The sequence below is a fragment of the Pseudomonas sp. UV AK001 genome (assembly GCF_046097675.1).
Classification (GTDB): domain Bacteria; phylum Pseudomonadota; class Gammaproteobacteria; order Pseudomonadales; family Pseudomonadaceae; genus Aquipseudomonas; species Aquipseudomonas kribbensis.
Genome location: NZ_JBJUVZ010000008.1, coordinates 299,568 through 312,967 on the forward strand (window position 1 = coordinate 299,568; position 13,400 = coordinate 312,967).

Genomic DNA, 13,400 nt, shown 5'->3' on the forward strand with positions numbered 1-13,400 from the left:
GTCAGGGCCTCACGCCCCGGGTGTTGGAGAGCAAGCCATGGAACGTCTGTCCGTTGTCGTCGATGCGTTGCAGCCTGCGTGTGCTCCGACACGCTTTTCCAGTGAACAACTGGCCCAGGCCCGGGCGCGGGCCGGCACTTGCGGGGAACGGGTGCTCGACGCCCTCAATGTCCTTTGCGAACTGGCGCCGATGCCGTTCATTGCCAGTCTCGGCGCCACCCTGCATTACCCGGTGCTCGACACCGACACGCTGTTTCAAGCGACCCCGGTGTTCGACCGGGTCACCCTCGCACAATGCCTCAAACGTGAATTCATCCTGCTGCGGCATCACGACGAAGTCATCGGCGTGTTCGCCGACCCCTTTGACACCGCACGTCTGGCCTGGATCGACGAATGCCTGCACGGCGCGCCGCTGTATCTGGTGCACGCCGACGACCTCAAGGCCTATCTGGCCCGCCATGAAGAAAGCTTCCACGCCGTCGAATCGCTCAACGCCCAGGCCGATGCCGGCAGTGAGGTCGATACCCTGCAAAGCCTGTCGCTGACCAGCATCAGCGAAGACTCAAGCGTAGTGGTGAAACTGGTCAACTCGACCCTCTACGACGCGCTGAAAATGCACGCCAGCGACATCCACCTCGGCACCACCAGCAACGGCCTGGTGATCAAGTACCGGATCGACGGCGTGCTCAACAACATTAGCAAGATCCAGGGCAGCGAGTTCGCCGAACAGGTGATTTCCCGGGTCAAGGTCATGGCCGAGCTGGACATCGGCGAAAAACGCGTGCCCCAGGACGGTCGCTTCAAGATCGGCATCAGCGGCCGGCAGATCGACTTTCGGGTGTCGATCATGCCGAGCATCTTCGGCGAAGACGCGGTGCTGCGGGTGCTCGACAAACAGGACCTGGCCGACAAGGTCTGCGGTGTGCAGCTGCAGGCGCTGGGCTTTGAAGACGAAACCCTGCGCCAGCTGCGGCGTCTGGCCGCCGAACCCTACGGCATGGTGCTGGTGACCGGTCCCACCGGCAGCGGCAAGACCACCACGCTGTACGCGATGATCACCGAGATCAACCACGGCGTGGACAAGATCATCACCATCGAAGACCCGGTGGAATATCAGTTGCCGGGCGTATTGCAAATTCCGGTCAACGAGAAAAAGGGCCTGACCTTCGCCCGAGGTCTGCGTTCGATCCTGCGTCACGACCCGGACAAAATCATGGTCGGCGAGATCCGCGACCCGGACACCGCGCAGATTGCCGTGCAATCGGCGCTCACCGGGCACCTCGTCTTCACCACCATTCACGCCAACAACGTGTTCGACGTGATTGGCCGCTTCACCCAAATGGAAATCGACCCCTACAGCCTGGTCTCGGCGCTCAACGCAATTCTTGCCCAGCGCCTGATCCGTCTGGTGTGCAGCCAATGCAGCGCACCGGCCACACCGAGCGATGAAGAACTGCGCACTTCCGGCCTCGACCCGCACAAGGTCGGCCATTACCACTTCGTCCACGGCAAAGGCTGCGGTCACTGCCGGGGCAGCGGCTATCGCGGACGCACGGCGATTGCCGAACTGCTGCACCTGGATGACGAACTGCGGCAGATGATCGTCGAGCGCCAACCCATCACCCGGATCAAGGCCCTGGCCTGTTCCCGTGGTTTGCGTCTGTTGCGCGAATCGGCGCTGGAGCTGGTGGAGCACGGTCGGACCACGCTGGAGGAGATCAATCGTGTCACTTTTATCGCGTGATCAATTTGTCGCCGTGCTCGGCGCCAGCGGTGTCGGCCTCGGCCAGCGCCGGGGCAGCGAAACCCTGTGGCTGGGCAGCGTCGGCTACATCGACGAAGGCTTCCACAGCTACACAGTGGCGCTGGACACCCTCGACCGCCTGCTCGGCGAACACGCCCGCGCAGGTTCGGAACTCAGCGTGGTGATCTCCGGGCACTTCAGCCGTTTCTGCCTGGTGCCGTGGAGCGAGCAGATCAGCAGCCCTGAAGAACTGCGCGGCTTCGCCCAGCTGTGTTTCGAAGACCTGTTCGGCGCACCGACCCAACCCTGGAGTCTGGTGTTGTCCGCCGAGCCGGCCGGTCACGACCGGATCGCCAGTGCCTTGCCGCAGGACTTGCTGGAACGCCTGCGCACACTGGTCGGCGGTCGCAACCTGCGTCTGCGTTCGGTGCAGCCGTACCTGATGAGCGCCTTCAACCGTTTCGACAAAAGCCTCGATGCCGGCGACTTCCTGTTCGTGGTCGCCGAGCCGCAACGCAGCGTGTTGCTATTGGCAAGGGAAGGGCGCTGGGCATCGGTGCGCTCGGTGGGCGGCAGCGACAGTGACGCGGCGCTGACGGCGCTGATCGGTCGCGAACGGCAACTGCAAGCCTCCACCAGCGAACGCGCCTTCAACGTTTATCTGCACGCCCCGGCGCGCCTCGATGCGCAACCGGATGTAGCGGGGGTGCACCTGCGCACCCTTGAAGACGACTCGATGACCGTGCGTGACGCCTTGTACGTCATGTCCCGGGCGGTGGCCTGAGATGCGCGCCCTGAACCTCGACTTCCAGCCCCGTCCGCGTTCCGGCCCGTTGGGCTGGAGCCTGCTCGGCGGCGGTGTGTTCCTTGCGCTGGTGTGCTTCGGCGTGCAGCAGCACCTCGGCGATCAGGCCGAACAGCAGCAAGGTCACTTGCAGCACACCCAGCGCCAGCTCACCGGCGACAGCGGTGCCAAGACCAGCCTGAGCCCGGCGGAAACCCGCGAGCAGGCGCAAAACCTCGCGGAAATGCGCAAGGTCTCGCAGCAACTGCGCCGCCCCTGGGAACGCCTGTTCGCCATGCTCGAAGCCATGCCACGCGATGACATCGCCTTGCTGACCCTGACCCCGGATGCGCGCAAGGGGCAGGTGCGGATCAGCGCCGAAGCGCGGGATCTGCAAGCGATGCTGGATTTCCACAAGCGCCTGGAGGCCAGCGACGAGCTGTCCGACGTGTCGCTGCTGAGCCACGAAATCGTCGTCAAATCACCGGAGCAACCGGTGCAGTTCAACCTGTCGGCAACCTGGGAGATGGGCGATGCGAATCCCTAGACTGATCGTCCACGAATACCTGCAAGGCCTCGGCGTTCCAGGTTTGGCCGGGTCGGCGCTGCTGCTGATCAGCGTCGCCTGGGCGCTTGGTGGTTTGCTGCCGGGCTGGCAATCGCTGCAACAGCTCAGCCAGCAGACCCAGGAGGCCACCGAATACCTGGCCAAGGTCGAAGACGGCAGCATTGCCCCGCCGGTGGTGCCACAGCGTCAGCTCGATGATTTTCGCAACAAGCTGCCGGCCCAGCCGCAAGCCACCGTCGCCATTGACCGCATCTACGCCCTGGCCGCGCAGGAACACATCACCCTGGCGCGCGGCGAATATGCCCTCGGCGTCGATCCCAAGACTCATCTGGCGCGCTACCAGATCCTGTTGCCGGTGCGCGGCAGCTACCCGCAACTGCGCCGTTTCCTGCACGCCTTGCTCGGCCAGTTGCCGGCAGTGGTGGTGGAAGACGTCGAGTTCCAGCGCAAGAAGATCGCCGACACCGACCTTAACGGCCGGATCCGTATGACCCTTTACCTGTCGAGGTCGTGATGAACACCAAGCGCGTAACAGGGTGGGTGGCGTTCTTCGGCGTGGCGGCGGCGCTGGCCTGGTTGCCCGAGTATTTTTCGCCGAGCGACGACGCGGCCGCCACTGACATCGCCGTCTCGACCCCGGCCAAAGCCACCGCCCGGGGTGCTTTGCCGGCCAGCAGAGCCAAGGCGAGTGCGGCGCCGATCAAGGACCTGAGCCCGGCCGGCGACCTGTTTGCCGCCAAGTCCTGGAAGGCCGCGCCGACCCTGGCCAGCGTCACCGAACAACCCGTCAACCCGACCCCGGTGGTGCAAGCCCCGAGCCTGCCACCGGTGCCGTTCCAGTTCGTCGGCCGCCTGCATGACCGCAGCGACCTGCAAGTGTTTTTGCAGGACGGCGAAAAAATCTACGTCGTGCGCAACGGGGATGTGATCGACGACACCTGGAAGATCGCGGCGATTTCCGACGCGGAACTGAGCCTGGTCTACCTGCCACTGCATTTGTCGCAGACCTTGTCTGTGGGGAGTACGCAATGAACCGTTCCCGTTTGCTGATGAGCCTCGGCCTGGTTGCCGGGCTGGCCGCGTGCAGCTCCGCGCAGGTCGCCAACAAAGAGGCCGCCGACCTGATCGAACAGGGTCAGTACGAGGCGGGCCTGGCCCGGATCGAAGAAGGCTTGCGGGAAAATCCACGGGATACCGAGCTGCATCTGGCGCTCAATCAGGGCCGTGCCAAGGCCATCACGGCCTTGCTGACGGCAGCGGACACCGACCGTTCGCGGCGGGATTTTGCCTCGGCGCGCATTGCCTACGCACGGGTGCTGACCATCGAACCGAACAACCGCCGCGCCCAGGATGCACTGCGTCAGATCGACTACCTGCGCAGCATGGACGAGAAGCTTGAACTGGCCCGAGGCGACCTGCGCCGGGGCGACATCTACGGCGCCGACCGTCAGGTCAAGCAGATCCTCGAACTCGACCCGACCAACGAAGGCGCCGCCGAGTTGCAAGCCAACATCCGTCTGGTGCAGAGCCGCAATGTGGTCCAGTACCCGCAACTGCGCACCCGGCTCGATCGTCCGGTGACCCTGGAGTTTCGTGACGCCAACCTCAAGACCATTTTCGAAGTGCTGTCCCAGGTCGCCGGGTTGAATTTCATCTTCGACAAAGACCTGCGCCCGGACATGAAAGCCACGATCTTCGTGCGCGACGTGCGTATCGAAGACGCAGTGGCCTTGCTGCTGCAACAGAACCAGTTGCACCAGAAAGTGGTGAACGAAAACACCTTGCTGATCTACCCGGACTCGCCGCAGAAGCTCAAGGATTATCAAGAGCTGGTGATGCGCACCTTCTACCTGACCAGCATCGACGCCAATACCGCGCTGAACATGATCAAGACCATGCTCAAGACCCGCGACGTGTTCGTCGACGAACGCCTGAATACCCTGACCATGCGCGACACCGAAGACGCGATTCGCATGGCGGAAAAACTCCTGCAATCCCAGGACCAGTCCAACCCCGAAGTGGTGCTGGAAGTGGAAGTGATGGAGGTCGCCCGCCAGCGCATTCTCGACCTCGGGCTGCAGTGGCCGAACACCTTCGGCGTGCTCAACAGCAACGGTCAACCGGCGTCAGTGCTCGATCAACTGAAGGGCATCAACTCCAGCCGTATCTCCATTTCGCCGGCACCCCAGGCCAAGATCAACGCCGCCGACAAGGACATCAACACCCTGGCCAGTCCGGTGATCCGCGTCAGCAACCGTGAACAGGCGCGCATCCACATCGGTCAGCGCGTGCCGATCATCAGTGCCACTTCGGTGCCGTCGACCCAAGGCCCGGTGATCACTGAAAGCGTGACCTATCTCGATGTCGGTCTGAAGCTGGAAGTGCAGCCGACCGTGCACCTGAACAACGAAGTGGCGATCAAGGTCGCGCTGGAAGTCAGCAACGCCACGTCGCTGGAGCCGACCCGCCAGGGCACCATTCCGGTCCAGGTCGACACCCGCAACGCCCAGACCACGTTGCGCCTGCACGATGGTGAAACCCAGATCCTCGCCGGGCTGGTGCGCAACGACCATGGCAGCACCGGCAACAAGATTCCTGGCCTGGGTGACATTCCCGGTCTGGGCCGCTTGTTCGGCAGCAACCGCGACGACGTCAGCAAGTCGGAACTGGTGCTGTCGATCACCCCACGGATCGTGCGCAACCTGCCGTACCAGAGCCCGTCGGACATGGAGTTCCCCACCGGCACCGAAACCAGCATGCACATCCAGGCGCCGGATCGTTCGCAGAACTACGCGATGCCAACCCCGGCTGCGCAGCCTCGCGCCATCGGCGATGCCGCCGTGGCAACCACCCGTGTCACAGTCGAGAAACCTTGATCATGAACGCCTCCCAGCGCGGTTTTACCTTGATCGAAGTCGTGGTGACGCTGGCCCTGATCGGCCTGCTGGCCGGCATGGCCGCGCCGCTGACCGAGACCCTGGTACGGCGTGGCAAGGAGCAGGAACTGCGCACCGCGCTGTATCAGATTCGCGATGGCATCGATGCCTACAAGCGGGCCTTCGATGCCGGCTACATCGAGAAGTCACTGAACAGCAGCGGCTACCCGCCGAATCTCAAAGTGCTGGTCGAAGGCGTGCGCGACGTGCGCAGTGCCAAGGGTGCCAAGTTCTATTTTCTGCGCCGGATACCCCGTGATCCGCTGGTGCCGGCCAAACGTGACGACAACGGCGGTTGGGGCCTGCGGGCCTACGACAGTTCGGCCCAGAACCCGCGCGATGGCGAGGACGTGTTCGACGTCTACTCCCACGCCAAGGGCCGTGGCCTCAATGGCATCGCTTACCGCGAGTGGTGACTCTCATGCGCCGGCAAAAGGGTTTTACCTTGCTCGAACTGATGGTGGTGATGGCGATCATCGCGACCCTGATGACCATCGCACTGCCGCGCTACTTCAACAGCCTGGAAGCGTCGAAGGAAACCACCCTGCGCCAGAGCCTGTCGGCGATGCGCGAGGCACTGGATCACTACTACGGCGACACCGGACGCTATCCCGACTCCATCGAACAACTGGTGGAGCTGCGCTACCTGCGCAACGCGCCGCTGGACCCGATCACCGAGCGCAAAGACCAGTGGGTGCTGATCGCGCCGCCGGACGGCGTGGCGGGCGGCGTGGCCGACATCAAGAGCGGTGCTACCGGGAGGGCGCGTGATGGCAGCCAGTATTCCGAGTGGTAAGCGCGCGAAGCAGGGCGGGTTCACCTACCTGGGCGTGCTGTTCCTGATCGTGATCATGGGCATGGGGCTGGCCAGTGCCGGCGAGTTGTGGTCGACGGTTTCGCGGCGTGATCGCGAGAAGCAACTGCTGTGGGTCGGCACCCAGTACGCCCAGGCGCTGCGCAGCTACTACCGCAGTTCGCCGGGGCTGGCGCAGTACCCGAAAGACCTGGCTGACCTGCTGCAGGACGAACGTTTTCCTGAGCCACGGCATCACCTGCGCCAGCTCTATCCCGACCCAATTGGCGGCGGCGAATGGGCGTTGCAACGGGGTTTCGATGGACGCATCACTGGCATCAACAGCCCGTCCACCGAGGTGCCGTTGAAGCAGGCGGACTTCCCGTCGCAATGGTCGGATTTCGAAGGCATGCAGCGTTATTCGGACTGGCAGTTCGTCGCCGAAAAAGCCTTTCTCGATGGCACCGGCCCTGGCAATGGAACCCCGGTCAAAGGCCAGTCGGCCCTGCCGCAGGCGTTGCAGCCATGAGCCGCCAGTGGTGGTGCGCGTTGCTCCTCACTGTTGTGGCGTGCTGCGCGTGCGCCGCCGAGGAAGACGAAATGATGGGCTTCATCGTCGACGACACGATCTCGCACATCGGCCACGACTTTTACTACTCGTTCAGCGAACGCCTGCGCGACACCAGCCCGATGGATTTCAACCTGGTGGTGCGCGAGCGCCCCGACGCGCGCTGGGGCAGCCTGGTGACCGTGGAATATCAGCAACGCCTGGTGTATCGGCGCTTCCTGCCGCCGAACACCGTGGAACTGAAGGACGAGGCCTACGAGGCCGCCGACTCGGTTCGACTGGAGGTCGTCCGGCGCAAGCTGGAAGCCTTGTTGCAGGACACCACCGACCTTGAGAAGGACGAACTATGAACACGACAACGTTCTCACGGCACCGCGGATTGTGGATCCCGGGGTTGTTGATCGGGCTCGCCGGCGCTGCCGCCGTCCAGGCCACCGAACTGGTGTACACGCCGGTCAACCCGTCGTTCGGCGGCAACCCGCTCAACGGCACCTGGCTGCTCAACAACGCCCAGGCGCAAAACGATTTCGACGATCCCGATTTGAAGAAGCGTTCGACAGTGGCCGGCACTTCGGCGCTCGAACGCTTCACCAGCCAATTGCAGTCGCGGCTGCTGGGGCAACTACTGGACAACATCTCCACCGGCAACACGGGGAGCCTGTCCACTGACTCTTTCATCGTCAACGTCATCGACGACTCCGGGGCACTGAGCATTCAAGTGACCGACCGAGCGAGCGGTGAGGTTTCGGAAATTCAGGTGAACGGCCTCAACCCATGACGGGATGACGGTTCCGGGGAGTGCAGGACATGAAAAGAATAATAGCGCTAGGGCTGATGTTGGCGGCATTGCAAGGGTGTGGTCTGCGCGAGCCGATGCCGGCCGAGCAGGACACCGACACTCCGACCCTGACCCCCAGGGCCTCGACCTACTACGACTTGCTGAAAATGCCGCGACCCAAGGGCCGGCTGATGGCGGTGGTGTATGGCTTCCGTGACCAGACCGGGCAGTACAAACCGACGCCGGCCAGTTCGTTTTCCACCAGCGTCACCCAGGGCGCGGCGTCGATGTTGATGGACGCCTTGCAGGCCAGCGGCTGGTTTGTGGTGCTGGAGCGGGAAGGGCTGCAGAACCTGCTGACCGAACGCAAGATCATTCGTGCGTCGCAGAAGAAGCCGAATACGCCGGTGAACATCCAGGCCGAGCTGCCGCCGTTGCAGGCGGCGAACATGATGCTTGAGGGCGGAATCATCGCTTACGACACCAACGTGCGCAGCGGCGGGGAAGGGGCGCGGTATCTGGGGATCGATCTGTCCCGGGAGTACCGGGTGGATCAGGTGACCGTGAATTTGCGCGCGGTGGATGTTCGTAGCGGGCAGGTGTTGGCGAATGTGATGACCAGCAAGACGATTTACTCGGTGGCGCGCAGTGCCGGGGTGTTCAAGTTTATCGAGTTCAAGAAGTTGCTTGAGGCTGAGGCGGGGTACACGACTAACGAGCCGGCTCAGTTGTGTGTGTTGTCGGCGATCGAGGCGGCGGTGGGGCATTTGCTGGCGCAGGGGATTGAGCGGCGGTTGTGGCAGGTTGCGGGGGATAATTCTTCGCCTGCGGGGGATGAGACTTTGAATCGGTATCTCACCCAGAACAAAGTTGATCCTGAGGCTGAGTGAACGTGGCGGCCTTAGGGCCGACCAGGTTCTCTGGGTGGTTTGGGTGAATATCCGTTTCTTCGGGTGTTGCGGCTGGCGGTTTCGCCCTTACGGCGAGTCCCTTTTGCAAACGCCCAAAAGGAACCAAAACGCTTGGCCCCGGCGTTCGGCCCCTCGCTGGGGCTCGGGGTTCCTTCGCTCCGGGATTCATCCGGGGGCATCGCCTCCGGTTTGCTTCGCTGCACCTCCTCTCGATGTGTTCGACTTCGTCGAACGGTCGCTGCGCTCCCACCCCGGATGAATCCCTCCACTCAGCCTGCCGAAGGGGCCGGCACGTCAAAAGCTTTACTCGAGCTAACGCTCATCGTGTTGAGTGGGGCGGCTTCGCCGCGGGTTGTAGTGGTAGTTGTTGATGTTGTTCCTGTCGCTCTTGTTGTTGTTGGTGGTGGTGGTGGTGGTTTGAGCAGACGTATGTGTTTTTAAAACCTGAGTGCAACTCGGTATTTCACGTCGGCGTACCTCTCCCAAACAACTCGGTCAGTCCCCTCTCCCTCCGGGAGAGGGCTAGGGTGAGGGCGCTCTTGATCTTCCGCTTGCATTGATCGTCCCCATGCTCCGCGTGGAAATGCAGCCGGTACGCTCCGCGTCTCAGTCTTGAATGTTTAAAAGTTGTGTCTGTTTTAATGATCCTTCCCACAAGGTTTTCAGGTTGTCCGTCGGAAGCGCGGGCTCTAGCCTGTTTCGGTCGCTGCCAATTCAGCGATCGGGATTGGAAACCCCGACAAGAACCGAGCGCACTAGCGCTTTTCATAACGTATGCTTGCGCACCTTAAAAAGTGTGCACTCCGTTATGGCGGCTGTGCGCGGGAGACCTTCGGGTCAACCGGGTTCTCCGTTCCCCGGGTTTCCAGCCTGCGTACAGCTGCCACCCATTCGTTCGGAAACCGAATGGGCCAGCTTCATTTCAGGATCGGAGATTCACCATGAAAAAACCAACACCCAACCCACCCGAAAACCCAGCCAGCCTCGAAACCGACCCAGCCTCCCCATACACCTCCATCAACTCGAAAAAACTCCACGAAGCCGCCGAACGCGCCCTCGATCATTACCTCTGCCCCGGCGCCCACATCATGGGCAGCGTCAACGAACCCGCCCCGATGTACCTCGCCAACCCGGCCTACAACACCGAATCCCTGCTCGCCAACGCAAGCGAATCCTTGGGCTCCGCCAGCGAAATGCTCAGCAACTTCGCCGCCGCCCTTGACCCCGCCCACCGCAAGACCGCGCTGGGTATTGCGCAGATCCTCATGTTGAGTGAGCTGGCCGTAAATCAAGCCTTGGATCACGTCGAGCTGAAGGGCTGATCCAGCACATCCCCAATAAAAAACGCGACCCAGCAACGGGTCGCGTTTTTCACATTCAAACTGGAGCCGCCATGGATCCCCTGATCTCCACAATCGTTTCAGACTTCGAAAGCGAAGAGCAGGCCGCCAGCTACGACCGGTGGTTGATTGCCAAAATACAGGCTTCAATCGATGACCCACGACCCAGCATTCCGAATGCGCAGGTGATGGCTGAAATGTCGGCCCTGATGGAGGACAAACGAAGAAAGCATGAGGCGGAGTGAGTGCTTTGCGTTGGCAATGTGAAAAGTAGAAAAGCGCAATGCCGATTTTGGCTACTCTACTGCTTCCTGACGACTAACTATTTTTGAGGAGCGCATGGACCTTTCACCACCACTGGTAATCGACAGCGCTACCTATGCAGAATTCTTGGGCCTGTGGGAAATGGGCTCCTTTGATAATCAGCGATTGGGACAAGCCTTCTACAACCATTTTCGCCTCCATCGGTTAACTGATCAGGCTTTGTTGCATGGGCTTTACGAGGCAGACGGCAAGAAGGCTCGAGCCGCTATAAGTCGCATATTTAATCTCAATTCTCATCAGCCCTTTTGCGCATTGATTCCATTAAGGCATGTATCTCGGCCATCACCTGGTCATGCGGGATGTTCGGACGCGGATCATCGAGAGAGGCCTGTACTTCGGCCCTAAACCAACGATCATAACTAGCAGACTGTTCCTCAGGATCAAGATCCGAAACAACCGGGCACAGTGGGTCGATCATGGAACCTCCGGGTATCGCTGTCGTCGCTGTCTGGATGAATTGCATGTGGGCCAAGCTCCATGGGGATCAAGTTGTCCCGGCAAATCCTAGAGCCTGCACTTCCGAGGGCCAACCGCCAGAATTCGTCAGAAAACTCCCCGAATTTCTGAAAACGTTCCGTTTTCCGTAGGACGCCACTCAAGCGTCAGCGTAAAAAAACCGCGACCCCAACAGATCGCGGTTTTCCAACACCCAACCCTTACTGCTGCAAAACCGTCGCCTGGTTAGCCGACCCGAACTGCTGAATATTCGCGGTCTGTGTCATCCCGCTCTGATCCACGTTCGCAATGTTCCCGGTGCCGCCCTGGGTCACGTACGCCACGTTCAGGGTGTCAGCCTGTTTCACGGTGATCATGTTGTCGCTGCCATACAGCTGCGCGGTGTAGGCCTGGTTGCCGGTGCCCGACTGGTCGAATTCGGTGCTGTTGCCCGTGCCGTTCGAGGTGCCCTGGGCCAGGTTGGTGGTGCCGCGTTGATCGGAGATCAGGATGTTGTCGCTGCCGTTCTGGTCGAAGTACAGCTCGTTGTAGGAATCAGCCTGACTGACCGTGGTCTTGTTGCCGGTCCCGGTCTGGTGGGTGGTCATGACGTGGCCGACGCCGTCCTGGGTGAAGCTGGCGATGTTCCCGTTGCCGGCCTGATTGACGGTGGCGCGCTGGTTGCTGCCGAACTGGCCGCCGTGTTGCGGGCCTTTCCAGTTGCTGGCGTAGACCTTGTTGTCGTTGCCCACGGAGGTGGCGTTGAGTGTGTGGCCGTCGCCGCTCTGGTAGGTGTAGTGCACGTTGCCGTTGCCGACTTGATACAGCGCCAGCGTCGAGTTGACCGATTCGAACTGGTCGGCATAGATGGCGTTGGTGTTGCCGACCTGGGTGACGGCGGCGGTGTTGTTTTCGCCGTAGCTCTGGTCGACCACGGTTTCGTTGCTGTCGCCGTACTGGTTGACGGTGGCCTGGCTGGCCAGTTGCGAGTCTTGCCAGATCTCGGTGCCGTTGAGGTTACCGAACTGGTTGATGGTGATGTTGCCGCCGGTGCCGTTGCGCTGGTCGCCGTAGGCGTAGTTGTTTTCGCCGGCCTGGTTGATGCCGATCTGCCCGCCGTTATGGGTGACCTGTTCGGCGGTGCCGTAGTTGGCGGTGCCGTATTGGGTGATCACCGAGCTGTTGCCGCTGCCTTCATACAGTTGCTCGATGTTGGCTTCGTTGCTGTCGCCGAACTGGAAGGTCTTGCCTTCGCTGCCGTTTTGCGAGTCCTGGTAGACGAATGAGAAGTTGCCGGTGCCTTGCTGCTGTTGCAGGGCGGTGTTGGGGGCGCCGAAGCCCAGTGACTGGCTGGCGTGGGTGGTGTTGAAGGCGCCGGTCTGTTGCTGGGTGATGGTGCCGTTGTCTTCGTAAAGTTGTTCGGCATAGGCGGCGTTGTAGTCGCCGACCGCGTCCTGGGTGATGACGCTGCTGGCGGTGTCTTGCACGGCGGCGGCGTCGTTGCCCTGGCCCAGTTGGGTCTGGGTGGCGCTGCTGAACGGGGCCTGGGTCTGCTTTACATCGGCGATGTTGGCAGTGCCGAGCTGGCTCTGGTTGGACAGGCTGTCGTCGGCCATGGCCTGGGCACTGATCATGACCAGGATGGCGGCGGTGAGGGGCGTCAGTTTGAACATGATGAACTCTCCGATGATTGCAGTGCTTAGCGGTATTGCTTGACCGATACGCTCATGCCGTTGCCCGACTGGGTCACGGCGCTTTGCAGCCCCGTGCCGGCCTGCTCGATGCTGGCGTCGTTGTTGTTGCCGTTTTGCGAAATCTGCGCGCGGTTGTGGCTGCCGTTCTGGGTGATGGATGCGGCGTTGCCGGAACCGTTTTGCGTGATCAACGCCATCAGGTCGCTGCCTTGTTGCAGGATGTACGCCTCTTGATTGCTGCCCGACTGCACGATCCGCCCGAGCAGCGACTGACCGTTCTGCGAGAGCAGGGCGAGGTTGGCCTGGCCGTTCTGGTCGATCAGGGCTTGCTGGCCCACCGGGGGCGGCAGTTCACCTAGATCGGCGCTGTTGGGCGCCAGGTCGTCGTTGTCCATCAGATCGTCGGCGTGCACGCCCGCACTGCCGCACAAGGCGAGCAGGCAAAGCAGGGCGGCGGTCGACTTGTTCATGGCGAAAATCCTGTCGGGCATTAACCGTTGAACGTTGCCCCACCTGCCCGAAAGC

17 protein-coding genes and 1 pseudogene are annotated in these 13,400 nt (G+C 61.8%); 15 read left to right on the forward strand and 3 right to left on the reverse strand.

The window, feature by feature from the left end; all coding sequences use genetic code 11:
* The first annotated feature begins 37 nt into the window (after window positions 1–37).
* The 15 genes and pseudogenes from ACKLNA_RS21975 to ACKLNA_RS22045 all read left to right on the forward strand — a co-directional run.
* Window positions 38–1,744: a GspE/PulE family protein gene (locus tag ACKLNA_RS21975; protein ID WP_408987080.1), complete on the forward strand. Its 1,707-nt coding sequence runs from the start codon at window positions 38–40 to the stop codon at window positions 1,742–1,744.
* Entirely contained in the window at window positions 1,725–2,528 is an 804-nt protein-coding gene (locus ACKLNA_RS21980) for a hypothetical protein (RefSeq protein WP_408987081.1), read from the forward strand. Before ACKLNA_RS21975 ends, ACKLNA_RS21980 begins: the two co-directional genes overlap by 20 nt.
* Before the next feature lies 1 nt (window position 2,529).
* Window positions 2,530–3,075, forward strand: a complete 546-nt coding sequence (locus tag ACKLNA_RS21985) for a PilN domain-containing protein (RefSeq protein ID WP_408987082.1) — start codon at window positions 2,530–2,532, stop codon at window positions 3,073–3,075.
* Window positions 3,062–3,610, forward strand: coding sequence for a GspMb/PilO family protein (locus ACKLNA_RS21990; RefSeq protein ID WP_248738840.1), 549 nt, complete (start codon window positions 3,062–3,064; stop codon window positions 3,608–3,610). Before ACKLNA_RS21985 ends, ACKLNA_RS21990 begins: the two co-directional genes overlap by 14 nt.
* Window positions 3,610–4,128, forward strand: a complete 519-nt coding sequence (locus ACKLNA_RS21995) for a hypothetical protein (protein ID WP_408987083.1) — start codon at window positions 3,610–3,612, stop codon at window positions 4,126–4,128. The genes ACKLNA_RS21990 and ACKLNA_RS21995 overlap by 1 nt, the downstream gene beginning before the upstream one ends.
* Window positions 4,125–5,972: a secretin N-terminal domain-containing protein gene (locus tag ACKLNA_RS22000; protein WP_408987084.1), complete on the forward strand. Its 1,848-nt coding sequence runs from the start codon at window positions 4,125–4,127 to the stop codon at window positions 5,970–5,972. Before ACKLNA_RS21995 ends, ACKLNA_RS22000 begins: the two co-directional genes overlap by 4 nt.
* A gap of 2 nt (window positions 5,973–5,974) precedes the next feature.
* On the forward strand, window positions 5,975–6,448 hold the full coding sequence (locus ACKLNA_RS22005; protein ID WP_085733232.1) for a type II secretion system protein: 474 nt from the start codon (window positions 5,975–5,977) through the stop codon (window positions 6,446–6,448).
* Window positions 6,449–6,453: 5 nt separating this feature from the next.
* Window positions 6,454–6,828: a type II secretion system protein gene (locus ACKLNA_RS22010; RefSeq protein ID WP_408987085.1), complete on the forward strand. Its 375-nt coding sequence runs from the start codon at window positions 6,454–6,456 to the stop codon at window positions 6,826–6,828.
* Window positions 6,803–7,354, forward strand: coding sequence for a type II secretion system protein (locus ACKLNA_RS22015; protein WP_408987086.1), 552 nt, complete (start codon window positions 6,803–6,805; stop codon window positions 7,352–7,354). Before ACKLNA_RS22010 ends, ACKLNA_RS22015 begins: the two co-directional genes overlap by 26 nt.
* On the forward strand, window positions 7,351–7,743 hold the full coding sequence (gene csgE / locus ACKLNA_RS22020) for a curli production assembly/transport protein CsgE (RefSeq protein WP_248738845.1): 393 nt from the start codon (window positions 7,351–7,353) through the stop codon (window positions 7,741–7,743). The genes ACKLNA_RS22015 and csgE overlap by 4 nt, the downstream gene beginning before the upstream one ends.
* Complete coding sequence (locus tag ACKLNA_RS22025; RefSeq protein WP_408987087.1) at window positions 7,740–8,171, forward strand: curli assembly protein CsgF; 432 nt, start codon at window positions 7,740–7,742, stop codon at window positions 8,169–8,171. Before csgE ends, ACKLNA_RS22025 begins: the two co-directional genes overlap by 4 nt.
* A 29-nt stretch (window positions 8,172–8,200) precedes the next feature.
* A complete protein-coding gene (locus tag ACKLNA_RS22030; RefSeq protein ID WP_408987088.1) occupies window positions 8,201–9,061 on the forward strand; it encodes a CsgG/HfaB family protein in 861 nt (286 codons plus the stop codon).
* A gap of 962 nt (window positions 9,062–10,023) precedes the next feature.
* Window positions 10,024–10,404, forward strand: coding sequence for a DUF6124 family protein (locus tag ACKLNA_RS22035; protein ID WP_408987089.1), 381 nt, complete (start codon window positions 10,024–10,026; stop codon window positions 10,402–10,404).
* A 71-nt stretch (window positions 10,405–10,475) separates the two neighbouring features.
* Entirely contained in the window at window positions 10,476–10,667 is a 192-nt protein-coding gene (locus ACKLNA_RS22040) for an antitoxin (RefSeq protein ID WP_408987090.1), read from the forward strand.
* Window positions 10,668–10,761: 94 nt separating this feature from the next.
* Window positions 10,762–10,974: pseudogene (locus ACKLNA_RS22045) on the forward strand (hypothetical protein); the annotation flags it as partial.
* On the opposite strand, the gene ACKLNA_RS22050 reads toward ACKLNA_RS22045, so the two are convergent.
* The 3 genes from ACKLNA_RS22050 to ACKLNA_RS22060 form a co-directional block, all read right to left on the reverse strand.
* Entirely contained in the window at window positions 10,973–11,164 is a 192-nt protein-coding gene (locus ACKLNA_RS22050; protein WP_408987122.1) for an antitoxin, read from the reverse strand. The pseudogene ACKLNA_RS22045 and the gene ACKLNA_RS22050 sit on opposite strands and share 2 nt — an antisense overlap.
* 238 nt (window positions 11,165–11,402) lie before the next feature.
* Window positions 11,403–12,854, reverse strand: coding sequence for a curlin (locus ACKLNA_RS22055; RefSeq protein ID WP_408987091.1), 1,452 nt, complete (start codon window positions 12,852–12,854; stop codon window positions 11,403–11,405).
* Window positions 12,855–12,880: 26 nt separating this feature from the next.
* The gene (locus tag ACKLNA_RS22060) at window positions 12,881–13,345 is read right to left on the reverse strand and encodes a curlin (RefSeq protein ID WP_408987092.1); all 465 of its coding nucleotides are present in this window, start codon (window positions 13,343–13,345) and stop codon (window positions 12,881–12,883) included.
* Window positions 13,346–13,400: the final 55 nt, after the last annotated feature.